Origin of the sequence: Thermotoga maritima MSB8, assembly GCF_000008545.1 — a bacterium.
In the GTDB taxonomy this organism is placed as follows: domain Bacteria; phylum Thermotogota; class Thermotogae; order Thermotogales; family Thermotogaceae; genus Thermotoga; species Thermotoga maritima.
On sequence record NC_000853.1, the window covers coordinates 1,218,867 to 1,244,964 of the forward strand.

Annotated in this window: 24 protein-coding genes; 13 read left to right on the top strand and 11 right to left on the bottom strand. The window is 47.0% G+C overall.

Annotated features, from left to right (window positions below):
• Positions 1-5 precede the first annotated feature (5 nt).
• The 7 genes from TM_RS06095 to malE form a co-directional block, all read right to left on the bottom strand.
• Positions 6-1,010: an ABC transporter permease gene (locus tag TM_RS06095; protein WP_004080128.1), complete on the bottom strand. Its 1,005-nt coding sequence runs from the start codon at positions 1,008-1,010 to the stop codon at positions 6-8.
• A 69-nt stretch (positions 1,011-1,079) separates the two neighbouring features.
• Positions 1,080-2,981, bottom strand: coding sequence for an ABC transporter substrate-binding protein (locus TM_RS06100; RefSeq protein WP_004080126.1), 1,902 nt, complete (start codon positions 2,979-2,981; stop codon positions 1,080-1,082).
• A 154-nt stretch (positions 2,982-3,135) separates the two neighbouring features.
• Entirely contained in the window at positions 3,136-4,137 is a 1,002-nt protein-coding gene (locus TM_RS06105) for a LacI family DNA-binding transcriptional regulator (RefSeq protein ID WP_004080120.1), read from the bottom strand.
• A gap of 15 nt (positions 4,138-4,152) precedes the next feature.
• Positions 4,153-5,964, bottom strand: coding sequence for a glycosyl hydrolase 53 family protein (locus tag TM_RS06110; protein ID WP_227738447.1), 1,812 nt, complete (start codon positions 5,962-5,964; stop codon positions 4,153-4,155).
• 24 nt (positions 5,965-5,988) lie between these two features.
• Entirely contained in the window at positions 5,989-8,460 is a 2,472-nt protein-coding gene (locus TM_RS06115; protein ID WP_004080111.1) for an ABC transporter permease subunit, read from the bottom strand.
• On the bottom strand, positions 8,460-10,193 hold the full coding sequence (locus TM_RS06120; protein WP_004080110.1) for a DUF4896 domain-containing protein: 1,734 nt from the start codon (positions 10,191-10,193) through the stop codon (positions 8,460-8,462). The genes TM_RS06115 and TM_RS06120 overlap by 1 nt, the downstream gene beginning before the upstream one ends.
• A 60-nt stretch (positions 10,194-10,253) precedes the next feature.
• Complete coding sequence (gene malE, locus TM_RS06125) at positions 10,254-11,429, bottom strand: maltose/maltodextrin ABC transporter substrate-binding protein MalE (RefSeq protein ID WP_004080109.1); 1,176 nt, start codon at positions 11,427-11,429, stop codon at positions 10,254-10,256.
• A gap of 326 nt (positions 11,430-11,755) precedes the next feature.
• Here malE and TM_RS06130 point away from each other — a divergent pair, with 326 nt between their 5' ends.
• The 13 genes from TM_RS06130 to TM_RS06190 are packed head-to-tail and all read left to right on the top strand — an operon-like array spanning position 11,756 to position 22,314.
• Positions 11,756-12,223 (top strand): Na+/H+ antiporter subunit E, encoded by a 468-nt coding sequence (locus tag TM_RS06130; protein WP_004080108.1) that lies wholly within the window; start codon positions 11,756-11,758, stop codon positions 12,221-12,223.
• Entirely contained in the window at positions 12,220-12,468 is a 249-nt protein-coding gene (locus tag TM_RS06135; protein WP_004080106.1) for a cation:proton antiporter, read from the top strand. The genes TM_RS06130 and TM_RS06135 overlap by 4 nt, the downstream gene beginning before the upstream one ends.
• Complete coding sequence (gene mnhG / locus TM_RS06140; protein WP_004080104.1) at positions 12,465-12,788, top strand: monovalent cation/H(+) antiporter subunit G; 324 nt, start codon at positions 12,465-12,467, stop codon at positions 12,786-12,788. The genes TM_RS06135 and mnhG overlap by 4 nt, the downstream gene beginning before the upstream one ends.
• On the top strand, positions 12,785-13,027 hold the full coding sequence (locus tag TM_RS06145; protein WP_004080102.1) for a Na(+)/H(+) antiporter subunit B: 243 nt from the start codon (positions 12,785-12,787) through the stop codon (positions 13,025-13,027). The genes mnhG and TM_RS06145 overlap by 4 nt, the downstream gene beginning before the upstream one ends.
• A complete protein-coding gene (locus TM_RS06150; protein ID WP_004080100.1) occupies positions 13,024-13,788 on the top strand; it encodes a Na(+)/H(+) antiporter subunit B in 765 nt (254 codons plus the stop codon). The genes TM_RS06145 and TM_RS06150 overlap by 4 nt, the downstream gene beginning before the upstream one ends.
• A gap of 6 nt (positions 13,789-13,794) precedes the next feature.
• Complete coding sequence (locus tag TM_RS06155; protein ID WP_004080098.1) at positions 13,795-14,133, top strand: sodium:proton antiporter; 339 nt, start codon at positions 13,795-13,797, stop codon at positions 14,131-14,133.
• Positions 14,130-15,530, top strand: coding sequence for a complex I subunit 5 family protein (locus TM_RS06160; protein ID WP_004080096.1), 1,401 nt, complete (start codon positions 14,130-14,132; stop codon positions 15,528-15,530). Before TM_RS06155 ends, TM_RS06160 begins: the two co-directional genes overlap by 4 nt.
• Position 15,531: 1 nt before the next feature.
• Positions 15,532-17,412, top strand: coding sequence for a proton-conducting transporter membrane subunit (locus tag TM_RS06165; RefSeq protein WP_004080094.1), 1,881 nt, complete (start codon positions 15,532-15,534; stop codon positions 17,410-17,412).
• A gap of 4 nt (positions 17,413-17,416) precedes the next feature.
• Entirely contained in the window at positions 17,417-18,298 is an 882-nt protein-coding gene (locus TM_RS06170; RefSeq protein WP_004080087.1) for a respiratory chain complex I subunit 1 family protein, read from the top strand.
• A gap of 12 nt (positions 18,299-18,310) precedes the next feature.
• Entirely contained in the window at positions 18,311-18,847 is a 537-nt protein-coding gene (locus tag TM_RS06175) for a NuoB/complex I 20 kDa subunit family protein (RefSeq protein ID WP_004080086.1), read from the top strand.
• A complete protein-coding gene (locus TM_RS06180; RefSeq protein WP_004080084.1) occupies positions 18,828-19,355 on the top strand; it encodes an NADH-quinone oxidoreductase subunit C in 528 nt (175 codons plus the stop codon). Before TM_RS06175 ends, TM_RS06180 begins: the two co-directional genes overlap by 20 nt.
• Positions 19,348-20,454 (top strand): NADH-quinone oxidoreductase subunit D, encoded by a 1,107-nt coding sequence (locus TM_RS06185; protein WP_004080082.1) that lies wholly within the window; start codon positions 19,348-19,350, stop codon positions 20,452-20,454. Before TM_RS06180 ends, TM_RS06185 begins: the two co-directional genes overlap by 8 nt.
• 12 nt (positions 20,455-20,466) lie before the next feature.
• The gene (locus tag TM_RS06190) at positions 20,467-22,314 is read left to right on the top strand and encodes an FAD-dependent oxidoreductase (RefSeq protein ID WP_004080080.1); all 1,848 of its coding nucleotides are present in this window, start codon (positions 20,467-20,469) and stop codon (positions 22,312-22,314) included.
• Positions 22,315-22,338: 24 nt separating this feature from the next.
• On the opposite strand, the gene TM_RS06195 is transcribed toward TM_RS06190, so the two are convergent.
• Genes TM_RS06195 through TM_RS06210 form a run of 4 tightly spaced genes read right to left on the bottom strand, consistent with a single transcriptional unit; the run spans position 22,339 to position 26,096 of the window.
• Positions 22,339-23,325 (bottom strand): LacI family DNA-binding transcriptional regulator, encoded by a 987-nt coding sequence (locus TM_RS06195; protein ID WP_004080078.1) that lies wholly within the window; start codon positions 23,323-23,325, stop codon positions 22,339-22,341.
• 1 nt (position 23,326) lies between these two features.
• The gene (locus TM_RS06200; protein WP_004080075.1) at positions 23,327-24,274 is read right to left on the bottom strand and encodes an ABC transporter ATP-binding protein; all 948 of its coding nucleotides are present in this window, start codon (positions 24,272-24,274) and stop codon (positions 23,327-23,329) included.
• Positions 24,271-25,251, bottom strand: a complete 981-nt coding sequence (locus TM_RS06205; protein ID WP_004080073.1) for an ABC transporter ATP-binding protein — start codon at positions 25,249-25,251, stop codon at positions 24,271-24,273. Before TM_RS06205 ends, TM_RS06200 begins: the two co-directional genes overlap by 4 nt.
• Positions 25,248-26,096, bottom strand: a complete 849-nt coding sequence (locus TM_RS06210) for an ABC transporter permease (protein WP_004080070.1) — start codon at positions 26,094-26,096, stop codon at positions 25,248-25,250. The genes TM_RS06205 and TM_RS06210 overlap by 4 nt, the downstream gene beginning before the upstream one ends.
• Positions 26,097-26,098: the final 2 nt, after the last annotated feature.

Here is a 26,098-nt window from a genome sequence, read left to right on the forward strand (position 1 = left end):
ACCTTTCATCTGTATCTCACTCTGGGATCAAACAATGGATAGATCAAATCCAACAGGAGAATAGAGGTTGTAATAGCAATTGTAGATATACACATCACGCCCATGATCAGATTGTAATCTGCCTTCATGATGGCATCGTACAAGATCCATCCTATTCCTGGATATGCAAAAACCATCTCGGTGATGAGAGCACCTGAGAATATACCTCCAAACTGGAGACCTAGCTGGGTTATCATGGGAAGCATCGCGTTTCTGATGACATGGTTTCGCACAATCATTTTCTCTGTAACTCCAGCTGTTTTCGCGTACCAAACATGGTCTTCAGATTTTACTATCTGAACTATCAATTTCATGCTCTGAAACTGCCAAGCAATTCCTACTATCATGAGGGTGAGGGCTGGAAGAGTTCCGTGTTTTACGATGCTCAGGATAGTTTCTAAATCGAAAGAGAGTTTTTGACCAATTCCGATCCCTCCACTGAGGGGAAATATGGGAAAAACATAGGCGAACAGGATCAAACAGATCAAAGCCATAACGTAGTAAGGGATCGGCCTTATTATCATGACAACAACATCGAGTGCTTCCATCCAACGTTTTCTATAGTATCCCACAATTCCTCCAACGATCACAGCTATTATCCAGCTCAAAATGGTTGTAAGTGATAGCAATCCAACGGTCCATGGAAGAGCCTGAGAAATAACCTTTGATACAGAAACCGGAAACCTAGAAAACGAAGGTCCAAAATCACCTGTGAGTAATCTTTTCCAAAAGTCCAAATACTGTTCCCAAAGAGTTCCTTCCAGACCGTAAAGCTGCCTCAGCGTCCTCATCATCTCCTCCTGCTGCTCTGGGGGAATATAAACGCCAAAGGTTTGGTACTGCTGAAGTTGCTGTTTAACAGGATCTGTGGGAAGTAACCTTGGAAGAAAGAAAATCGCTGAAAGACCTAAAAATGTCACTATGAAATACTGAAGCAGGCGAGGTATGAGGTAACCCTTTATGAAGTTCATGTTCGATCTTTTCCTCCTTTGTTCTTTTCAAGTTAAGGGAGGGGGAACCCCTCCCCGAAAGTTCCATGATCATTTAGCAGGTTTGACCATGTGGAGCAGGTACTTCAGCTGAGGCCAGGTGGTGAAATTGTCGCACCTTGCGTAATCGTTCTCTGGACTTGGGAAGTTGGTCCAGTAATACTCGTCGAAGACGATCGTTATAGGACAGTTGAACACTGGAATTGCTACCATCTCTTCAATTTCAAGCTTCAATCCTTCAACTCCAAGCTCTATAACTTTTTCGTAATCGTTCCAGTCTGTTTTTTCGAGCTCTTCTATTATCTTGTCCATCCTGGGATCACTCCACCTAAGAGCACTACCAAGTGTCAGTTCACCAATGGGTTTTACAAACTCACTTCTGAACGCATTGAAACATCTGTAAAGATCCGGATGGAATCCCCATGGTTCACCAGCAAAACCACCGTGTGCTGTGTTAACTACCTCAAATCGCCCTTCACCTGCGAGTGTTGAAGCAGCAGAAGAAACGTTGAAGACGACTTCTATACCGAATTCTTTCCACTGTTCGGCGATTCCCTCTATGATGATGTTCGCCATATCCGTGGGATCCGGTCCCCTGAGTATGGTTATCTTCCAGAGATCACCGTTCGGCAGGTGCCACTTCCCATTCTCATCCCGGTAAAATCCGTGTTTCTTCAAAAGTTTCTCCGCTGCATCCGGAGCGTATTTCCACCAGCCGTAACCCAGGGTCAGACGCACTTCTTCCTCGCTGTTCGGATCGATGTCCACTTTGTACATCTTCTTAGCCCATTCCAGGAGTCTCCATGGAGCCTTTGGATCCCATGGTTTGAAGGTTTCACCGTTTCCAAGATCCAGCGTGAGTTCTTCCAGCCACGGTTCCAGTCTCTTGAAGTACCATTCGTAGAAGTTTTTGTTGACAACCAGCGGGAGTCCCGGAGTCATGGCCACCATCCCATCGTACGTCGAGATGGCGAGTTTTACTATGTCTATAGACAGAGCAAGTGCCCATCTCACGTCTTTGATGTTGTACGGATAGACCATGTGGTTGAAACCGGGGCCTCTGGTGGAGATATCCCTCGGGTCTATGTATGGCCACGTCTTTCTGTAGCTTCTGGTAGTTTTGCTCATTCTCAGAAGTGTAATCAATTGTTCTGCCGATCCCTGAAGAACGTCCAGTTCGTGCCTCAGCATGGCCATCGTGTTCTTCTCAGGAGTACCGTAGTTTATGAAGAGGACGTACTCGGGGACAGGTTCACCGAAGAGCTGACCGGTGACCGTTCTCTGCCAGTCTTTTCTCTTCTCCCAGAGCACCCAGTATCCTGCGGGATCGTAATCTTTCAGAACGTACGGGCCCAGACTCACGGGCGGATTGAAGTCGAAAGAGACCACATCCTCCACCTTCTCGAAGATGTGCTTCGGCATGGGTCTCAAGGCGCCCCATCTTTCAACAAAGTAGGCATGGAATCTGCTGTTTGGTCTCTTGAGCTCCACCACGACCGTGTACTTGTCGAGGGCGTAGACGTCCTTCACATCCTGCATCGGGCCGTGATAATCCAAACCAGATGTGTCTTTCACCGTTTTAATCGTGAACACAACGTCGTCCGCCGTGAATTCAACCCCGTCGCTCCAGTAAATTCCCTTTCTGAGCTTGATTGTAAGCTTTGTGAAGTCTTCGTTGTAGATAGGAGGTTCAGCAGCGAGTGCGTTGATGATTCCGCCTTCCTCAGGATTGGGGTTGATGGTCCAGAGAGGTTCAGTAACGAACTGGTGAAGACCGCAGTTCTGAGCTCTCCATCCTGCCCAGAGGTTCCAGTTACCCGGAGCTGGAAGTGGTGCAAAGAGGAAAGGCAGTATCAACGTCTTTTCCCTGGGAATACCAGGTGGTAGCATCTGAGCCATGACTGCTGAAACAGCGATGAGGGCTAAAAACACGAACACAAGAACCTTTTTCATGAAAATCCCCCCTCTACTGGTGTCATAGTAAATGATACCGTGAACGTTCACGTAAAATCAAGAATAAGAAAAGGTTGAAAAAAAGAAAAAGAAAAGATTAACCACAAATAAATCTTTCTATTTCCAGATAATCACCTGTAATTGTCAGAAAAAGCTAACCACTTTCCCTCACAACGAGCTCTACGTCTAATATCACCCGTTTTCTTTTCTTTCTTCGTCCCTTCAACCTCTGAAGAAGCATCCTGAAGGCCTCAAAACCCATCTCAAATTTCTTAATCCTCACCGTTGTCAGAGACGGGCAAATAAAGGAGGAGTAAACGATGTCGTCGTAGCCAACAACAGCCACATCTTCTGGTATACGATATCCACACTCTTTCAAGGCTTTTATCACACCGAAAGCGAGCAGATCGTTGTAGCAGAAGACCGCTTCGAATTCAAGTCCCTTTTCAATCGCTTCCCGCATCGCCCGATATCCACTCTCTATATCGATGTCCGTTTCAATGATCATTTTTTCACTGAATGGAATTCCGTACTCTTTCAAAGCCTTTCTGTATCCTTCAAGTCGCATGTAGGCAGCCGATTTGAACAGATATCCGCTGATCATAATGATGTTTTTTCTTCCTCTTTCTATGAGATGTCTGGTTGCAAGATACCCTCCTTTTACCTCATCACTGTGGATCTCATCCACTTCTAACTCTTCGAAGTGTCTGCCGACTATGACGAAGGGAACTTTTCTTTCGATCAAAGTTTTTATGTCGTCTGATCTGTCCTGAACAGGTGTTATGAGAAGGCCATCTACTCTCCTCTGGAGAAGCACTTCTATAGCCTTCTCTTCATTTTCGTAGATTCTTTCGGTGTTCATGAGCATGATCTGATAGCCGTACTTTCTCGAAGCGGCTTCTATTCCCTTCAAGACCTCCGCGTAGAACGGGTTGGCACTGTCGGCTATGATGACCCCCACGATGTTCGTTTGCTTGCTCCTCAAAGAGGAAGCGGTGGCATTTTTCACGTATCCCAGTTCTTGTGCAATTTTCAGAATTTTTCTTCTGGTTTCTTCGCTGATGTCGGGCTTGTTGTTGAGTGCCCTTGAGACTGTGTTTATGGAAACACCCGCTTTCTCTGCTATGTCTCTGATCGTAACGTACTTTTTCTTCATGTTCTAACCCTCCGGTTACTCTTCCCTGAAAAGATAGAAATCATCAATGAACCCCCAGTCACCTGCCCTTCCCTCGACAGAAACGGTGATCTTTATTCTTCCTGTTTCAACTTTTATGTTCCTTATCTCCGGGTTCTTCCATTCGAGCCAGCCCGTTGTTTCAACTTCTACAGATCGCTCATTCCCTCCGTAATCACTTACCTTCAGAGCAATCTTCACACCTTTTTCTCCATGGGTCCAGAACCCTACTCTGTACACACCTGCTGGAAGTTCCACTTCTTGTGACAGTTCGAAACTGAAGGATTCATCGAGCCAGAAATTCACTGCGTACTCTCCCTGGTGCGCATTGCTTGAAGGATTGGCTTTCACAACTTTCACCGCTTTTTTGTCTCCCGAGACCCGCCAAGGCGAAAATTCTCCTGTTTCAAAGCCCGGATTTTTCAGATAGTTTCTGCTACCCTTCACGGTGAGTGTCGCGAAAATTTTCCGGTCAATGTCTTTAATGTAGCCTTCCACTTTGTAAACACCGGATTCTTCAACAAGGGCAGAATCAAAGTTCCATTCGACGGGTAAAGATCTGATGGAATCGTCGCTGAACAGAACTTTCACAGCATCTGGAAATTTTGGAACCTCTCCCAGGTTGGTTGTAACCTCCACAGGAAGGATCTCTTTTATCGCAATCTCCACTGGCGACGATGTTTTCACCAGTTTGAAAACATTCAGTGATGGGAGAGCGTTCCCACTGAAATCGAACATAGCCTGGTTGTCCCAGGGGTTTCCTTCCCCGGTTTTCCATCCAGCCCCCCTCACAGGGATCCAGTCTCCTTCCCAGTAGAAAATCCCGAGTCCATGGCCGTTGGGAACGCTGTTTACCACTTCTATGAGATCTCTCAGAAATGTTGCCTGTCCTTGAACGGTTGCCTTGTAGCCACCTGTTAGTTCCATCTCTTCACCATTGAAGATGTTGGGATAACCATCTCCATCCTCGAGTGTCCAGGCGTAAGCTGTTTCAACAACGAGCACATCCTTGTTATATCTTGTGGCTATGTCGTAGAGGTTGTTTTTCAGATCCTCGAGGGTTCCGTGCCAGTACGGGTAGTAAGATACACCTATTACATCGAAGTCCACGTTTCTTCTTGTGATCTCGTCGAAGAACCATCTGAAGAGAGAGTTGTTTCCACCTTCCGCCAGATGAATAACGATCTTTATATCCGGATCAACCTCTCTAACGGCCTTGATGGCAGCTTTCAAAAGTCTTGTGAATCCGTCGAAACCACCTGCACCTTCTCCAGAAATCTTGCCGTCAGGCCAGAGAAAACCGTTGTTCACCTCATTTCCCACCTGGACCATATCTGGTAGTGCCCCGTTTCTTCGCATGTGGTTCAGTACAAGTTTCGTGTAGGAGTAAACCGCCCTCTCCAGAAGTTCTCCATGAAGATATTCCCACTCTTTTGGTTTGTTCTGCTTTCCAGGATCCGCCCACCAGTCGCTGTAATGGAAGTCAAGAAGCACTTTCATTCCGAGATTCTTTGCCCTTTTAGCGATTTCTGTCATCTTCAGGTAATCGCAGTTTCCTCCTCCGAGAGGATTTCCATTCTCGTCTCTCGGATCATTCCACACCCTCAACCTGATCCAGTTTATTCCATGATTCTTCAGTATTTCAAGACAATCTTTTTCCACACCATTCTCGAAATATTTCCCACCAAGCTGCTCGATCTCGTAGAGCATAGAAACATCCATTCCAAAGATGAAATCCTCGCGCAGGTTTTCCACCGGGTTGACTATCAAACCAAAGGCCATGGAAGAAATCATCAGCACGAAAAGCACCCCTCTCAATCAAACCAACCTCCTTCATTCTTTAACTGCACCCCTTGTAAGACCACTCACGAGATACCTCTGGAGTGAGAGGAACAAAATCACCATCGGTGTCATTCCAAGAAGGGCTGCCGCTGTGAAAAGTCCCCATTCCGTTTCATATGGACCTGTGGCGAACGCTTGAAGACCAAGAGCGTACGTGTAGTGCCTCACATTTTGAAGGATTATCCTCGCAACAACGTATTCGTTGAACGTTCCAATGAAGACCAGCAGGAACACCACCGTGAGAATTGGTCTTGCAAGTGGAATTATGATCTTGTAGAAACTCTGGAAGCGCGTTGCTCCATCGACGATGGCTGCCTCCTCAAGCGAGGTGGGAATCGTGTCGTAGAAACCTTTTATCAAGTACATGTTGTAGGCGATGTTGGTGAGGTATGCGAAGATCAATCCACCGAGAGTGTCAATTCCTATGAATGGAATGTACTTTCCCATGAAGTTCAGAAGGTCGTATATGGCAATCATGAAGATCACACCCGGGAACATCTGTATCAGAAGGAGTGCCATGATTCCGTAACGCCTTCCAAAGAACCTCATTCTGCTGAATGGATAAGCCGCTATAGCACACACGGTCGTTGTTATGAATGCCACTATCAGGGATACAATCACGGAGTTGAGAACCCACAGCCAGAAATAGTGTTTCGTTTTCTGTTTCCAGATCTGGTCTATTCTGAAAAGCTCTCTGTCTATATTTCTCAGGTCTTTCTTAACTTCGGAGAACGGTACAAGGTCAATCAGGTTACCGGCCCGCCTCGATGCAACTGACATGTTCGCCCTGACTTTGTTGACGAAATCCATCTTCACAATGTCGTACATTCTGCTCAGAACACTCGAAGACACGTACACTCCCTGAGATGAAAGGGATATGAAATCACCGTAAGATCTTTCGAGGTCGCTTAGTGAGGTGTGCATTTCTTCCAGTATTGCTTTCAGATTCTCTGGGAAAACATCGAATTTGCTTGCAAAATCTCTGTACTCTTCTATCCACCGCATCTCCTTTACCGCTCTGGATATTCTGCTGTAGAGTTCGTCTTTCTTCCAGTAAGAATTCATAAAATTGCGAAGAGTCTTCAAAGCGGAGGAGTATCTGAGAAGATCAGTTTTTTTGAAAGCTTTAACTCTTTCAAGTGAGGAAATTGTTTTCTCAAGCTCGTATCTGAAGACGATCAGGTTCAATGTTCTCTGAGGCTCCAATAGTTTCTGCTGAACCTCAGAAATTTTCTGCTGATACTCAGAAATTTTCGCAGTTAGATCCTTTTCCTGGATTTCAAGATCTTTTAGACGCTCATTGAGAACGTTCAGAACCGCTATTCTGTCTTTTATGCTGGCAATAGTCTCGGCGGTTTCTTTCAGAATTCTGATGAGTCTTGGATGCAACTCTTCGTAAATTTTCACAAGATCGGAGAAAAGGAGACGGTTTCTCAAGTCTTCGCTTCCTTCGGAGAGTTTTGTAAGCTCCTTTTTCAATTCTACAAGTGAATTTTTCAACGAATCGTATTCAGCGAAAGAGCCCATTTCATTGAGGAATTTATTCAGCATCTGAACAGCTTCTGAGACGTTTCGTGAGAATTCTTCATCATTCACAGGAAACGGGCTGCGCAACGCAGTTTGTCTTATTTGTTCCCTGAGATTGTTGAGTTCTGAAAGTGAGATCTTTATTCTTTCCAGCTCCGGTATTATGTCTTTTTCGATCACGAGATTGGCTTCCATTACATTATCCTGAAGAGCGCTATACTGTTGTCTGAGAGAAGACATCTCCTCCTTCACAGCATTCAGTTCTCTTTGAGTTTCTTTAATGAGTCCATCGTATCCATCAGCCAATTTTTCGTAGCTTTCTTTCAGACTCTCTATCGCTTTTTCGTATCCGTCTCTTGTACCGGTGTCAACACCCGTGAACCTTTCCAGTAACTCTTTCAACGCCTTGTGAGCTGTTGAATTGTATCTTTCCTTTGAAAGAACGAGATAAAGAGCCGCTCTGTTTTCTACCGAATCACTCAGATCCGGTATCTGGATGGATGAAAGAAGTTCTCTCATTTCCTCGATCGTTCTGTTTTTTATCTCTTCGGAGTGATCGTTCAAAAAAGCATCAACTTTTTCAAAGGAATTCACAGCGTCGTTCAATCTAGTCTCCGTCTCTGACAGATAGGCTTTCACTTTTTCGATAGAACTCTCTACAGCGTCTTTGAGTTCTTCCTCAGACCAGGTATCGTAAGGTTTTACCTTTGAAATCATTGCCTGGAGATCCTGCACTAGAAAAGGAAGATTCTTTTCGGGTGCCACAAGATCCCTGTAGTGTTGCAGAGTCAGTCGTGATGTGAACAGTTTTGATGAAAAGGCCGCTTCATCTCTTCTGAGAGACGTTGTTACTACCCAGACAACGGGAAACAAAATCACCGCAATTATAAAAATGAGAAAGATGTGTGTAAAGATATTCCCTCTTCTCTGCACCATTATCTGCTCACCTCTTCGAATGCACCGGACAGCTTGAAGTTTACGAAGCTGATTCCTCCAACTAGGAAGAAGATGAGTATTGAAATGGCACTGGCAAAACCGAAATCCTGTCCCTGACCACCTTCAAACGCCAGTTTGTAGACGTAAGAGATCAAAATGTCCGTGTATCCTGTTGGAGTGGTCGAGTTAGGAATTGGAGGCCCACCACCCGTAATCAGATATATGATTGTGAAGTTGTTGAAACTGAAAGCGAAACTGCTGACGAGGAGTGGTGCAATGATGGTCATAAGGAGTGGGAAGGTGATGTGTACGAATCTCCTGAATCTTCCTGCACCATCTATTGCCGCCACCTCGTAGAGCTCTGGTGGAATGCTCTGAAGGGCACCGAGTGAGATCGTCATCATGTACGGGAACGTGAGCCAGACGTTGACGAGAAGGACCCCCACACGTGCCCAGAAGGGATCGTTGAACCATTTTATTGGTTCAAGGCCAAAAAGAGGTAAAAGGAACTTGTTGATCACACCGTAAGACTCGTTCAGAAGTCCATTGCGCCAGACCAGAGCCGAAATGAAAACTGGAATGGCCCAGGGAATGATCAGAAGCGTCCTGTAGAGGTTTCTTCCCTTGAGTCTTGGATTGTTCAAAACGAGCGCAAACGGAAGTCCCACAGCGAGGGAAAGGACCACGCTGAGAACAGCCCACACGAAAGTCCAGAGAAATATTCTGAAGAAAGGACCGGAAACCTTTGGATCTTTAACGATCCTCAGGAAGTTTTTCCATCCCACAAAATCTATGAATCCAACAAGGAACGTCTCGTTCCCATTTTCGTCCACATCATAGAAAGCACCTTCACGTTCTACCACTTCTCTTCCCGTGAGATTGTTCACCACTGTGGTTGTTATCTTCATTTTCACACCGTCGTATATCTCTTTGTAAGCCAATCTGTAGAGTCTCTCCACGTACATGAATCTCCATTCTCCATCCGGAGCAATTCTCAGGGCCAATTTTTTTCCATCGGGAAGCACGTATTCTGCGTTCACCAGATAACCCTGAGCTATTCTGCTCTTGAAGTAAGGTGCATTCAACCTCAGAATCTCGTCATCGGGTGAGTAGAAGCTCTTGTAGGTCTTCTCACCACGTACTACAAGATTGATCTCCGAGAGATCCGCAGGCCATGGAACGATCCTGAAGGTGTCGCCGTTCAGTGAGATCGTTTCACCCGTGATCGGAACCAGATTGAACTGACTCAGGAGGACCTCCTGACCTCGTGCAACAACTGGTTTCGGTCTTTCACCAAGGAAAATGGTATCTCCCGTTTTGAAAAGTATTAGGAAGTCATCAGTGGGAGAGAGACCATCGTACACCACAAACACCTTATATGAAACAGGAGTCGAATCTACCACATAAGAAAAATTTGGGTCATAGAGAAGTCTCTCTATAGCTTCCTGTCTCGACATGAAGTGGCCCGTTCCATAATTGGTGAATGCCACTTTGAAGGTGAAGTATATCGGATAGAGTACAAGAACAAAAAGCAGAATAAGAGCAGGTATGGTGTATCTGTAAGGATATCCCCTTGGGTTGATGATGAAGAAATCTATTAGAACTAACAGAGAGAAAAGCACTATCGAAAGTTCGTAATACTCGTTCTGGAAAAGAAAAACACCTGCCCAGAAAAGAGCGATGTTCAGAATGGCAAGAAGAAACCAGAGAAACAATTTAACGATGTTTTTCACTGTTTTCCCTCCCTGAACGTATGGAAGGGGCTGGGGACCCAGCCCCGTAAAAGTTTTATGTTACTGAATCTGAGCTTTGATTCTTTCAACGGCGTTTTTGAGCGCTTCTTCGACCGTTGCTTTTCCGTTCACAACGAGATTGAGCGCATCGTTCATAGCGGCCCAGACAGCGGCCATCTGTGGAACGTTGGGCATTGGAATACCGTTGGCTGCGCTCAGTGTGAAGCCAACTACGTCTGGGTTATCTTTCACAAGTTCGAGCACGTCCTTTCTGGAGGGAAGTCTTGGATCTCCAAGGTAGATTCTGTACATCGTTTCCTTTTTTGCAATGAAACTGGTCAGGAATTCGATGGCAAGGAGTTTGTTTGGGGATTTTGCGTTCACCATGAAGCCCTGGACCCCAACGAAAGGTCTTGCAGGAACGCCAGGTTCCAGATCGGGGATTGGGGCTACACCATAGTCTATTCCTGCATCCTTGTACGCCTTAATGGCCCACGGTCCGTTGATGATCATCGCCGCCTGGCCTTCCCTGAACATGGAATCCATGATCTGATAATTGTCACTGGGATCCAGTATTCCCTCATCAACCAATCTTTTGAGGAGTTTCACACCCTTGATGGCTCCTTCGTTGGCCAGTCCGATATCGTTGACGTCCAGTCCTTTTTCTGTCTGTTTGAATACGTATCCACCGTATCCGAAAATGAAAGGAGCAATGTAGTAAAACTCGGCCGCTGAGGTGATGAAACCTCTCACTTCTCCTCCAAATTCTTCATCGATCTGTTTTGCTATTTCTATAAGCTCGTCCATGGTCTTTGGGGGTTCAGGAACATAGTCCTTGTTGTAGATGAGTGCGATCGCTTCCATGGCGTAAGGAATACCGTAGAGTTTTCCACCGTAAGAGAACGCGTTGAGAGCGGTTTCATAGAAGTTTTTCAGGTCACTGAAGTTTGGAATGGGTTCGATCAAACCGTTGACTGCGAGTTCGCCTACCCAGTCGTGTGCTCCAACGATGATATCTGCACCCTGTCCCTCAGGAGCTGCTGTTAGGAACTTAGACTTGATGTCTTGGAAGTTCACGTACTGCACTTCAACCTCTACGCCGTACTTCGCCTTGAACTCCTCTCCGAGTTTCTGAAGGATGTCAACCTGCTTCTCAGAGCACCAGATGGTGAGTTTCGGTTGGGCGAGGACAACTAGAGAAACGACAAGCAAAGCGATCACCAGAAATTTTTTCATACCACCTTCACCTCCTTGCGGGTAGATATTACCATACGTAAACGTTACCGTGAAAGTTACCGTGATGTCAAGCGACATCCCGAGGAGATTTTCAACGTTATTTCCAAATAATTTCCTGGAATCGACTTTTACGTCCAGAAAACGAATATTTCTGTGTTTCGTTTACATAATCTGGACTCTTTTGGTCTAAATTTCCCTCTTCGTTCTCTTCGAAACTGTTTTTTATCTCTACTAATTAGGTTGACATTATTGATTCAGAAGAGTAAAATTACTCTTGTGTTGTGATTGTGAAAACTTTCTCTTTCAATCCCGAGGAGGTGTGATGAGTGAGCGTTTTTCTGACGAGTTTGATATTGTGGCTCGTGATCACCAGGTTTTCCTACTCGGAACTACTCGCAGGAATCGTGGTTTCTCTAGCCGTGTCTTTGATTTTTCGAAAGTACCACGGTATCAGATTCGATGCGAAACTACCACTGAGGATCGTCCGGTACGCGGTGATGTTCCTTCCCATCTTTATCATAGAGATGGTGAAAGCCAACATCGATGTTGCATTGAGGGTCTTGAATCCACGCCTTCCGCTCAAACCGGGCTTCGTTGAATTAAAAACGAATCTGAAAAAAGATGCTTCCCGCCTCTTTCTTGCCAACAGCATAACCCTCACCCCTGGAACGCTCAGTGTAGATGTGAAAGACGACAGGATTTTCGTCCACTGGATCGAAGTGAAATCCACCGAAGAGAAAGAAAGATACATTTCCGGAAAATTCGAAAGACTCATCAAGGGGGTGTTCGAATGAGTTTGCTGTTCTTCGTTCTCGTTGGAGCCGGTGTTCTGCTTTCATTCATCAGGGTAATAATAGGTCCCACCTCCTCTGACAGAGTAGCGGCTCTCGATACGATGAACGTTATGCTGACAGGACTCATAGTCTTCCTCGCCTACGTCTTCGACAGAGCAATTTATCTGGATATCGCCCTTGTTTACGCCCTTCTTTCTTTTCTGGAGACGATCATCGTATCCCGCTATCTGGAGGGGAGAAAATGAACGAGGTTATCGGAGAGGTGCTGATAGCGATAGGAGCGTTTTTCTACTTTCTCGGAGGTCTCGGTGTTTTCAGAATGCCGGACGTTTACAACAGACTCCAGGCGGGTACCAAGGCCACGACTCTTGGAACCTTCTCAACCGTGTTGGGAATCGGCATCGCAAAACCGGAATTTCTTTTGAAAGCCATCGTTATCATCGCGTTCATCGCTCTTACAAATCCTGTTGGAAGTTCTGTGCTGGCTCGAGCTTCTTACCTTTCTGGTGTGAAACCGTGTGAGTGCACGGTCATCGACGAATACAAAGGTGGTGATGAAGGATGAATCTGCTGATATGGCTGACTGGAGGTATGATGCTGATCGCCGCTTTCTTTGCAGTTGAAGCGAGAAAAATTCTGGACAGCGTCATAGCCTTCTCATCGCTCAGTCTCCTTTCGGTGTTTCTTTTCATCATCATGAAAGCTCCCGATGTTGCCATAACGGAAGCATCGGTTGGCGCGGGTCTCACAACGGCTGTTCTTCTCATCACACTCTTCAAAATGGGAAAGGATGATGAAAGATGAGAAGATTCTTCGCCATTCTTATATCGGCCGCGTTCGTCTACGTGATGCTTTCGTTCATCACCACTTTGGAACCATTTGGAAAGATCGATCTCTCCAGAAGAGTCTCCGTTCATTACCTGGCGAAGGATGTAAACACCGTTGATTCCAGAAAATGGATCGAGGGAAACTTGCAAGTACCTTCTGAAAGAAGAATATACGGCGAATCGAATTTAGAAGACGGAAGTGCCAACGTGGTGACATCAATTGTCGTCAACTACAGATCTTTCGACACTCTGGGAGAAGTGACTGTGCTTCTTGCCGCTGCCATCGGTGTGGGAACGATCCTTCGAGGAAGCAGGAGGATGAAATACAGAAGAGAGCCGAATTTCATTCTCAAGGTGAGCACAGGAATCCTTCTGCCTTTGATCCTGATGTTCGGTGTTTACATATTCGTTCACGGCCACCTCTCACCCGGTGGTGGATTTCCCGGAGGTACCGTCATAGCCGCAGCGATTCTGCTTTTATATCTCTCGAACGAAGAATTCACATTGAACGAAGGAAGAGCAAAGCTTCTCGAAGGATCGATGGGTGCTCTCTACGTTCTTGTGGGATTGATCGGTCTGCTCACCGGCGGTGCTTTCCTTTACAACTTTCTGTCTACGGGAAGAGTAGGAGATCTCTTCAGTGCCGGTGTGGTTCCCGTTGTTTACATCATCATCGGTCTCAAAGTCGGATCGGAACTCTCCGGAGTTATATCAGAGATACACCGGAAGGGAGAGTGATTCGAGATGATCTATGTGATATCCATTCTCCTCGCAGGAATAGGAATTTACGGCTTGCTCACGCAGAAAAATCTCTTCAAGCATCTCGTCTCACTCACAATCATCGATACGGCTGTTAACCTGTTCATAATAGCGCTTGGTTACAGAGAAGGAGACGCACCCATATACACAGACAGAGTCATGAACTTCTCGCTGAACTTCGTTGACCCTCTACCACAGGCTCTCGTTCTCACAGCGATCGTCATAGGTGTTGGTGTGCTGGCACTCGGAGCTTCTCTTCTCGTTCGGATCAAAGAAAAACACTCCTCACTTGATCTCGAAGAGATGAAGGGAGTGAAAGAATGATCAGCCTGCTCGTGGCTGTGCCACTCCTCGCGGCTTTCGTTTCGCTTTTCTGGAAAAAGGCGTCAGATGTTCTGTTCTCGCTGGTGGCTCTGTTCAACGTGATCGTAGTTCTCAGCAAGTGGTTTCCGGGCGTCGTGGAGATTCATGCCATGGGAAACTGGAAACCGCCGTTTGGTATAAACCTCGTTCTGGACGATGCCAGTTTTTACGCTGCTTTGATCGTGAATCTCATCTTTTTAATGGTTTCGTTTCTTCCGGTGGAGACAAAGAAAGGATACGAAACCTCTCTCATGCTCCTTCTGGGGGCCACGAACGGATTCGTTCTGACGGGAGATCTCTTCAACTCGTTCGTCTTCATGGAAATAATCACGATAACGGCGGTCACGACAGCCGCGAAGAGAGAAAATTTCTACAACGCTTACAAATACCTGATACTCGGTGGCATTGCTGGATCGTTCTATCTTCTGGCAACAATCTTCGCCTACGGCGCAACGGGAAGTTTGAATATGGCGCACATCGCAATGGTTGGACTTTCTGGAAGCTCTCTACTTGCGGTGACCATGCTTTACACGATCGGTCTTGGAGTTGAGGCGAAACTGTTCCCGTTGAACGGATGGGTCCCCGGAGTTTATGGTGGAAACGAGGTCTCTCCGATCGTTCTCGGAACGGCCGTTTCGTTCGCTGCTCTTTATATGCTCGGAAGACTCTTTGGAACGGTATTCCATGGCAGTGGATTGAACACTCTGTACGTTCTCTCCCTCGTTACGATCCTGACCGGTGAAATGGCGGCTCTCAGAGAGTCCAGACTGTTGAGAACTTTCGCTTATTCGAGTGTTGCACAAGCCGGAGTTGTGGCTGCGATGATATCTAAGGGAACGGAAAATGCCTTGAATCTTGCGTATTTTCATCTCACGAACGATGTTATAGCGAAGTTCGTGATCTTTCTCGTGGCAGGTTTTCTGGTTTACAGTTACAGAGATCTGAATGGAGTTTTCAGAAAACACAAATTGCTTGGAATTTCTTTCAGCATGGCCACGTTTTCTCTGGTAGGGTTTCCAATGTTCGCAGGCTTTCAGAGCAAGATCAGGATGATCATGGAAGCTTTCTCAACGAAAGATTTCCTGTTTCCGGCTGTGCTTCTCATAGCTACAGCCATTGAGGTTGGATACGTGATCAGATGGAACGTGAGACTCTGGTTCGAAGAAGAAACCTTTGAGGAAAGATCGAAAGTACCTCTCACGATCGGGTTTTTCTCTTTTGCCCTCGCGATCCTTCTCGTTGTCGTCTTTCTGCAGCCCGATGTGTTTCTTGAAGGAACACAAAAGATGGCAAAAGCCCTTCTGGACACAGAAAGTTATGTGAACGGTGTCTTTTCTGCGGTGAAGGGAGGGATGTGACGTGGCACTGGGTCTTCTCCCATTAGTTCTCCTCACACTTTCCATTTTCATCTACCTCGTCTCGAAGATGAGCTGGAAAATGGGAGCGCTTCTGAATTTTCTGGCAGGGCTCTTCACTATTCTGTACGTCTTCACATTGAAGGTGGGCACTTTTGAGAAGCTGGACCTGTTCGGTTTAAATATCCAGTTTGAATGGACAAACGTATCTTTCTATTTCTCTTTTGTCAGTCTTCTGGTGATTGTGTCCGTGATGCTCTTTTCCACGAAGTGGCTTGAGACTCAAAAGTATCGAGCAAGCTACAATATGTTCCTGCTCATGGTAACGGCGGGATCACTCGGTGTCTTCATGGCTGCTGATCTCATCACGCTCTACGTTTTCTGGGAGATAGCAGTTCTCTCTTCGCTACTGATCGTTCCCATGGAAAAGAAAGAGGCACGAAAAGCAGTTGTTGTATACGCGGTCATGAGTGCTGTGGGAACGTACGCTTTCCTCTACGGAACGTTTCTCGCGTATCAGAGATATGGAACGTTGAACATACACGGCATAGCACAGGGTATGCTCAACGACACTTCGATAGGGTTCAAAATGGCTGTGTTTTTGCTCTTGAGCGCGGCCGGTATAGCAAAAAGTGGAATATTTCCATTACACATCTGGCTTAGAGAGACTCATGGTCTTGCACCAAATGCGTTTTCTTCAGTACTTTCCGGACAGTTCATCAAACTCGGAAACTACATCTTTTTACTCGTTCTCTCCGTTATACCTTCCTTGAAAGTCTTCTCAGAAGTCACCGTTTATTCGGGAATCCCTCTTCCAAATTACATCCTCATCGCTCTTGGAAACGTGTCGATCGTGATAGGAACACTCATGGCAATAAAGCAGGACGATATGAAGATGCTCATGGCTTATTCCTCGGTTGCGAACGGAGGTTACATCCTGATAGGAATCGGCACCATGGATCCACTGGGCTTCGAAGGAGGAATGTTCCACATCTTCAACCACGCAGTCGCTTCTGCGGTTATATTCATGGCTTTCGCTGCGGTCATTTACAGAACGAAAACACAGAAGATCAGCGAAATGGGTGGTCTGATCCACAAAATGCCCGTTACTTTCCTGGTTTATCTCTTCTCCATCATCTCTCTTGCCGGAATTCCTCCGATGAGTGGCTTCATCTCGAAGTGGATGATCTACCAGGCACTGGTCAGAAAGGGTATGTTCATAACCGCTTTCTTGGCATTCTTTGGATCGATAGGATCTTTCCTATACGTCTTCAGGCCACTTGCAGGGGTGTTCCTGGGACAGCTTCCCAGAAAGTACAGGGACGTGAAAGAAGCCCCCGCTGTGATGCTGACACCCATGGTTCTTCTTGTTCTCATCAGTTTCTTTCTGGGTGTATGGCCTTTCCCCATTCTCCAGGCGATCGAAAAAATCAGGGTGGATCTGGATGTCGCACCTTCATTCAAAATATCTGATCCGGAGAACTGGCTTGTGAAGGGATTCGCGGGAAGCTGGAATCCCGTGCTCGTCTTCGGTCTATTTCTTGTGGGCTTCATCGTTGCTTACATCCTTTACTCTCTCTTTCCAAGGCCAAAGAAAGTGGACCTTCTGGCACCTCACAGGGAGGAGGGAACGCCCATCAACATCTACACGGGCGGAGAGTTCATATACAATCCAGATCTCTACCACTACAACACGAAATTCTACGCGGGTTTTGAAAGAATGTACGAAAAACATCCATCGTGGGAGAAACTCCTCAAAATGTTCGGGAAGCTGTTCCACGACGCTGGAGAATGGATACACAGCTGGTTCTTCGAACCTTCCTCCTCGGCTTACACTTTCTGGGTTGTTGTGACTCTACTTCTCGTATTCTGGGTGAGGTGGTGAGAGGATGATAAAAGCACTGTTCAACCTCGTTCTTGCCTTCTTTCTCGTTCTATCTCTTGAGGGAATCGCAAGGAAAATAGTCGCGAGGGTCCAGAGGAGAATAGGACCTCCCTGGTACCAGAACTTCATAGATGTCTTCAAGGCGCTGTCGAAACATCCCTTCAGCAACGGTTGGGTCTTCGATTTTGGAGTCCTGATGGCACTCGGAGGATCCGTCGCAACGGCCATGCTCATGCCTCTCGGCTCCTTGAAATGGACTCCGTTCCCAAACACAGATAACTTCTTCGTGATCACGTACCTGTTCACCGTTGGTGCCCTCGGCATGGCGATGGGAATGGTGGGAAGCGGAAACCCCTGGGCTTCCATAGGTATAAGCAGGGCGCTCACACAGATGCTCGGCTACGAACTACCGTTCCTGGTTGTTATGGCATCCGTCATATTCAACTATAAAACCGCGTCGATACACCAGTTGATAACCTTTCAAGGAGAGAAATGGAACCTGTTCAGTATGCCTCTTGGTGCAATTGTGGCGTTCATCTCACTCATCGGAATGATGGGAAAGAAACCCTTCGACATCGCTATCGCTCCCGCTGAAATAGCCTCCGGTCCCATGGTGGAACTGTCTGGAAAGTATCTCGGTCTTCTTCAGATCATGCATGACTTCTCACTGTTCGTGGAAATCTCCCTCTTTGTGAACGTGTTTCTCGGTGGTGGGAGCCTCGGCTGGTTCCTCGTGAAATTCGTGACCGTCTGGGTCGTAGCAGTTCTCATCTCTTCTGTTCTTCCGAGGTTCAGAATAGAACAGATGCTGAAGTTCTACTGGGGTGTTCCTCTTGGACTTGCCTTTTTGAACGCGCTCTTTGTGGTGCTCGGTTTGACACTCTGAGGAGGTGATCCGATGAAAGAAAGAAGCATCTGGGAAAGAATAGCAGACAATCTAAGATCGCGTTCCATATGGATGCTCCATTACTGTACCGGATGTGGTGCCGTCGAGCTACCACCTTCCATGACCTCGAGATTCGACATGGAAAGGTTCGGCATAGCTCCCATGGCAACGCCGAGGCAGGCCGATATCCTTCTCATCACAGGATACCTGAACACGAAGACCCTCAGGAGAGTGATATACACGTACGAACAGATGCCCGATCCAAAGTACGTCGTGGGCTTTGGAAGCTGCACCATAAACGGTGGTATATACTTCGACTCCTACGCAACGGTGAACAGGCTCGATTACTACATACCCGTCGATGTGTATATAGCCGGCTGCATGCCAAGGCCAGAAGCAATTCTTGAGGCCTTCAACTACCTGATGGAAAAGATCAGAAAAGGTGAAGCGGACGGCTGGAAAAGGTACAGGGAGAACTACGAGTGGTACAAACAGAATCAGATCCGCTCCCTCGGGGAGGTGTATGTGCATGACGAATTCCATGAGTGATGCGTTGAAAACTCTGGAAGTTTTCCGGCCAGAGGTCGAAGAAATAGACGAAAGGGAAGTGAAGCTGTCCGTCGCACCGGATAGAGTTATTGCCGTGCTGGAAACGTTGAAATCTCTTGGATACTCTCACCTTTCGTTGATGACCTGCATAGACTGGATCGAGGACAGTCAGTTCGAGCTGGTGTACATCCTCTTCTCGTGGAAAGACGGCGGGAAATTCATCGTTACAACGAGGATAGACAGAAACAATCCGCAGTTTGTAACAGTGAAGGAAATATGGCCTGTTGCGAGGTTCTACGAGAGAGAAATCCACGAGTTCTTCGGCGTGAAGTTCTCTGGAAACGAGGATATGAAGCCGCTTTTCTTAGAACTCTGGGACGACAAACCACCCCTCAGAAAGGACTTCGATCCTCTCGAGTACTCCAGAAGAAAATTCCCCGGAAGGGAGTACCAGAAAGACGTGATAGACGAGGCGAAAAAGATATTCAGAGGTGAGATCAATGGGTGAAACGAAACTCTTTTTCGGGCCGAATCACCCGGGAATGCACGGAAATTTCTCCGTTCACATGTACGTGGAGGGAGACATCGTAAAGAAGGCAAGACCTGTACCTGGTTTTCTTCACAGAGGATTTGAAAAACTCATGGAAAGGCGTTACTGGTATTCCAACATCTCACTCATACCGAGAATCTGTGTTCCCGAGCCGGACATCAACGAAATATGCTACGCTATGGCAATCGAGAAGATAGCAAAGGTCGAAGTTCCAGAAAGGGCCCAGTGGATACGGATGATCGTTCTGGAACTTGCAAGGATAGCGAATCACATCTGGACCGTTGGAGGAATAGGAGGTCCCCTCGGACTGTACACGGCGTCTCACTGGGGAGTGGCCGATAGGGACAGAATTCTCGATATATTCGAGGCACTGAGCGGTGCGAGAGTGTACCATATGTACATCATTCCCGGCGGTGTGAGAAAGAACATGACACCAAAAATTGAAGAAATGATCTGGAAGACACTCGACTACATAGAGTCAAGACTGCCCGATTATGAAAACCTGATCTTCAAAAACAGGATCGTCCATTCGAGGCTCAGGGGAAGACTCATTCTCACAAGAGAACAGGCTGTGGAGATGGGGGTCACCGGCGTTGGTTTGAGAGCCACTGGCGTGGAGTACGACATAAGGAAGGTGGATCCTTACCTGTTCTACGACAGGGTGGAGTTTGAGGTTCCAACGGCAACAGACGGAGACGCTTTCAGCAGGGTCTATCTGAAGTTCAAAGAGATACCTCAGAGTATAAAAATCATCAGACAGGCTCTGGAGAAGATGCCACAGGCTGACAGAGTTAACGTTCCTATCGGTCGTGGGAACGGTCTCAGAAGAATCGTTCCAAAGGGTATGGCTTACGCGCATGTGGAATCGACGAGAGGCGAATACGGATTCTTCGTCGTCTCCGATGGAAAAAACAAACCCTACAGAGTGGCGGTGAGGGGAGCTTCTTATCCTCAGGGACTCTACGGAATAGAAAAGTACCTTCCAGGAACGAGAATAGAAGACGTCCCCATCTGGCTCGCTACGATGGACGTCTGCGCACCTGAAATAGACAGGTGAGGGGTGAGAAAAATGGCAGTCCAGAAGCTACCAGAAAAGGATTTCTTTGCTCCTCTGAAGGCATGGAAATTTCTTGTCAGAAAACCGGTTACAATAGAGGTTCCAAACAAAATCAGGAGAGAAGCTTCGGAAAGATACAGAGGATTCCACGTGAACGACTGGGGAAAGTGCATAGGGTGCGGTACATGCGCAAAGATCTGCCCAACCGATGCCATAACCATGGTGGAGGTCCCGGATCTCACTCAAGAAGATGGAAAACTTCCGCAAAGACCCGTCATAGATTACGGCAGGTGTTCTTTCTGTGCGCTCTGCGTTGACATCTGCACAACGGGTTCACTCAAGATGACGAGGGAATACATCCACATCTCGGAAGATCCGGAAGACTTCATCTTTATGCCAACGGATAAGGGATTGAACGCGAAAAAAGGTCTCTACGAATTTGGAAAGGCACCCCTCGGCTGGGTGAGGGATGAGAACTCTGAGCTGCTCGATCTCGAAAGAATAGAAATGCCCGTGGAACCACCGGAAGTCAGGATCAAATCTTTCATAGAAATCGTGAAAGGATACAGTAGAGAACAGGCCATGCAGGAGGCCGCCAGGTGTGTGGAGTGCGGTGTGTGTACCTACACCTGTCCCGAACACATGGACATACCCCAGTACATAAAATCCGTGTACGAGGACAATCTGGAAGAAGGACTGAGATGGCTCTACAGAACGAATCCTCTCTCAATGGTCTGTGGAAGGGTCTGTACTCACAGGTGTGAAACCGCCTGTTCTGTGGGAGTCAGAGGAGAACCCGTTGCGATTCAGTGGTTGAAAAGGTACATAGTGGACAGCATTCCTCTCGAGAGATACGGAGAGATCCTGGACATAAAACCGGAGAGAAAAGGAAAGAGTGTGGGAATCATAGGATCGGGTCCCGCTGGGCTCGCCGCAGCCTACTTTCTTGCCACCATGGGATACGATGTTACCATATACGAATCGGAATCAAAACCTGGTGGTGTGATGAGGTACGGTATTCCAAAATACCGACTTCCCGATGAAGCGCTGGACAAGGATATCGCATTCATCGAGGCGCTCGGGGTGAAAATTCTACTCAACACGAGAGTCGTCCAGGATGTGTCTTTCGAAGATGTCAGAAAGAGACACGATGTTGTCTTTCTTGCAACAGGCTTCGGTCTTGGAAGGTCAACGGGTGTTCCGGGGACCGATCACCCAGATGTGAAACAGGCACTCCCCTTGCTCAAGATGATAAGGGACTACCTGAGGGGAGATGGTCCAAAGCCACCGGTCCCAGAGAGACTCGTTGTCATCGGTGGAGGAAACGTCGCGATGGATATCTCCAGGTCGATGGCAAGACTTCAGTTCATGGAGTACGGAAGGGTGAACGTTCAGGTGCTTTCACTTGAAGGATGCTTCGAGGACATGCCGGCTGATATGGAAGAAATAGAAGAGGCTCTCGAAGAGGGTATCGTCATAAATCCAGGATGGGGACCGATGGAAGTCGTGATAGAGAACGACAGGATAAAAGGTGTGAAATTCAAAAAATGTGTCAGTGTGTTCGACGGCGAAGGACGGTTCAATCCACAGTTTGACGAAAAAGAACAAATCTTTGTAGAAGCGGACATGGTCGTAGAAGCGATTGGACAGGCACCAGATTATTCCTACTTACCCGAAGAAATACGAAGCAAACTCGAATTTTTCAGAGGAAGAATCAAAACAAACGAGTACAATCAGACCTCTGTGGAATGGTTGTTTGCAGGAGGAGACATCGTTCACGGACCGGATATCATTCACGGTATTGCAGATGGATACGCCGCGGCAAAAGGGATAGACATGTACCTGAGAAAGGAAAAATGAAAAAGCCCCTCTCCGGAGGGGCTTTTATAACTGTTTAACGGATTCTCTCTCAACGATCTCAACGGGTAGAACGACTCTTCGTGCAACGCCTTTTTTTCCAGAAAGTCTCTCGTAAAGAATCTCAAAGGCCACTCTTCCCATCTCTTCCCTCGGTTGCCTCACCGTGGTGAGTGGAGGAATGGTGTAGCTTGATATTGGATCGTCGTCGAATCCCATGACAGAAACTTCATCGGGAACGAGTACACCGAGATCGTGTAGTGCCTTGAGCGCACCGAAGGCCGAAAGATCGTTTATTGCAAAGATCGCAGTGAAATCCCTGCCGTGTTTTTTCAGGTACCTTTCCACCGCGTGGTAGCCGTGTTCGGCAAAATAACCGCACGGTGTGACTTTCACGTCTATTCCGTGTCTTGTGCTGTAATCTATGAAACCTCTTTCTCTGTCGGAAAAAGAATAAATGTCTTTTCTACCCTTCAAAAGGAGAACCTTTCTGTGACCCTTTTCCAGAAGGTACTTCGCACACATCCTTCCAGCGGCGTAGTTGTCGATGCCAACGTTGTCGAGCCTGATCTCCGGTTCTTCCCTGTCCACCACAACAACTGGAATGGCACTCTTTATCAATCTTTCGAGTTGTTCCTCGTCCTTCTTCGACGAGCAGACTATGATACCATCCACTCTTTTCGCAAAGAAAACCTCCAGTCTTTCCAGCTCCACAGAGGTCCTGTGAAGTGTTGTTGAAATCATGAGGGTGAAGTCTCTCTTTATCGCTTCTTTTTCTATGCCCGTCAATATCTCGTTGTAGTGAAAGCCCCCAAAGTTGGGGACGAGAACTCCTATAGTTCTCTTTAAAACAGCCCCTTTCACAGCGTACACGGGGTGATAGTTGAGCTTTCTGATGGCATCGATTACCTTCTTTCTCGTCTCTTCCGAGACGTTGTTGTAGCCGTTTATCACACGTGAGACGGTTGCTATAGAAACACCTGCGAGTTTTGCCACATCTTTGATGGAGGCCATTTCAATCCCCTGCCTTCAAACAGAGTACCTTATGATTCTCCTCTACCTCTACCATTGCTGGCTTTTGAACAAGACACCTTTCATCCCTTATAGGACACCTGTCGTAGTACTTGCACGGTGCGTTAGACGAAGAGACGAGTTCCGGGATGAATCTCTTGCTGAGATCCCACTTTCTGTCTATCTCCGGAACGGATTCGAGGAGCATCTTAGTATAAGGATGAATCGGGTTGTGAAAAACCTTCTCGGTGTCTCCCATTTCCACTATGTTTCCCCTGTACATGATGAAGGTCTCATCGCTGATGTAATAGCCAAGAGAAAGGTCGTGGGTGATAAAGATAACGGACATTCCTCTCTCACGCAGATCACCGAGAAGGTTCAGTATGTCCACCCTCGTGGAAGCGTCGAGCATGCTGATGATCTCATCGGCTATCAGAAGTTCCACGTTGAGAAGGAGCGTTCTCGCGATGAGTATTCTCTGAAGCTGTCCTCCACTGAGCTGATGCGGGTATTTTCCTAAGATTTCACGTGGGTTCATTCCAACCGAAGCGATCACTTCTTCCATCTTGGTTCTTCTTTCAGAAGCGGGGGTGTCCGGAAAGAATTCCTCAAACACCATGTCCAGAACCCTGTCTATTTTGTATATGGGATTGAAAGATGAGAACGGATCCTGAAAGACTCCCTGTACTTTTCTGTAGTATTCTCTGAGTTCTCTTCCTTTTATTTGAGTTATGTCTCTCCCGTTTAACAGTATCTGACCAGATGAAGGTCTTATGAGTTTCAGGATGAGCTTACCCACGGTGGTCTTTCCGCTTCCACTCTCTCCTATGAGAGATACGATCCTGGATCGCTCTATTTCAAAAGAAACGTCATCAACCGCTTTGAGTCTTTCCTTACCGAAGAAACCCAGAGGGAACTCCTTCGTCAAATTTTGAACCTTCAGAAGACTCAATTTGCATCACCTCTTTCGAAAAGCCAGCATGAGACCTTTCTCCCATCAACGTCGAACACTGGTGGATCCTGTTCACACTTCTCGAACGCGTAAGGACACCTGTCTCTGAATCTACATCCCGGTCCTATGTTGAGAAGACTGGGTGGATATCCCGGGATTCCCTTGAGCTTCGTCTGGGAATATCTGACACCTATCTTCGGAAGTGAAGAAAGAAGCATCTTGGTGTAAGGGTGAAGGGGTTCTTGGATGATGTCTTCCATTGGAGAGATTTCCGCCACTCTTCCCGCGTAGAGCACCATCACCTTGTCTGCGATCTGATAAAGGACCGAGAGATCGTGTGTTATGAACGCGAGTGATCCCATGATTTCCTTTTCTCTCATCTCATAAAGCATCTGTATAACCGATCTTTGAGAACTCACATCCAGGGCTGATGTGATCTCATCGGCTATGAGGACATCGGGATTCATCAATGTAGAGATCACCATCACCATTCTCTGCTTCATTCCTCCAGAGAGTTCGATCGGATACATGTTTAGAACTTTCTTTCCAAGGTTGACGATCTCGAGCCTTTCCTCGATAACATCTTTTTTTCTTTCAAAACTTTCTCCGTGTTCGTGCAGAAGGTCGTCTATGATCTGTTTTATCTTTTTCGTCGGGTTCATAGCGTCCATGGCATACTGTGGTATGATGGAGATCTTTTCGTACCTCACTTTCCTGAGCTCTTTTGGAGATAGTGCCATGATGTTCTTTCCATCGAGGATCGCTTCTCCTCCCATGTACTTCATGGGAGGTTTCAAAAGGATCAAGCCGTTTCCAAGAGTGGACTTTCCACAGCCAGATTCACCCGCAATTCCAAGGATTTCACCTCTTTTTATATCGAAACTCACCCCATCGACGGCCTTCACGTAGCCGTAGAGGGTTCTGTAATAAATTCTCAGATCTCTGACATCCAGTACCACTTCAGCCACGCCTATCACATCTCCCTGAGCTTAGGATTGAAGACTTCATCAAGGCCAGCATTCATAACGTAAAGAGTTGCAACCATGAGAGTGATCACCGCACCGGGAGTGATCGCCCACCACCACATGCCAAGCTGTATAGCGTTCCAGAGAGTGGCCTGCTGCATCATGATTCCGAGGGAGATACCCCTTGTCGGACCAAGACCGATGAAGTCGAGCCCCGTAGCTGCAAGAATGGCACCGCCGAACTGGAGAATGAACACCATGAAAACGTAGGACATCATGTTGGGCATGATCTCACCGAAAATTATTTTCATAGGTTTCCTCGCGGTGATTCTTGCAAGATCTACGAACTCTCTTGTTTTCAAGGAGAGAGTCTGTGCCCTGACAGCCCTCGCGGTCCAGGGCCAGGCGGTGAGACCGATTATGATACTCTCGATGAACACTCCCCTGTAGGGAAGGTACGCCGCTATGATGATGAGGAGTGCAAGTGTTGGTATCACCATGAGTATGTTGGTGAACATCATCAGAAGTTCGTCGAACCATCCACCTTTGTATCCTGCAACAAAACCAATGAGAAGCCCAATGACCGTTGCCAGAGTTCCTCCAAGGACTCCCACGAACAAGGAGCTTCTGAGACCGTAGACGAGCTGTGTGAAAATGTCCTGACCGAAGGTGTTGGTCCCGAGCCAGTGCTCTTTGCTCGGAGGTTGATATCCAGGTCCCACAAAAGCAAGGGGATCCTTATAAGGTGAAAGATAAGGTCCTACCAGAGCCAGGATGATCAACCCGGCGTACACACATATGGCAAAAATGACCTTTTTATTTTTCAAGAAGAAATGGACGAATTCTTTTCTCGTCATGG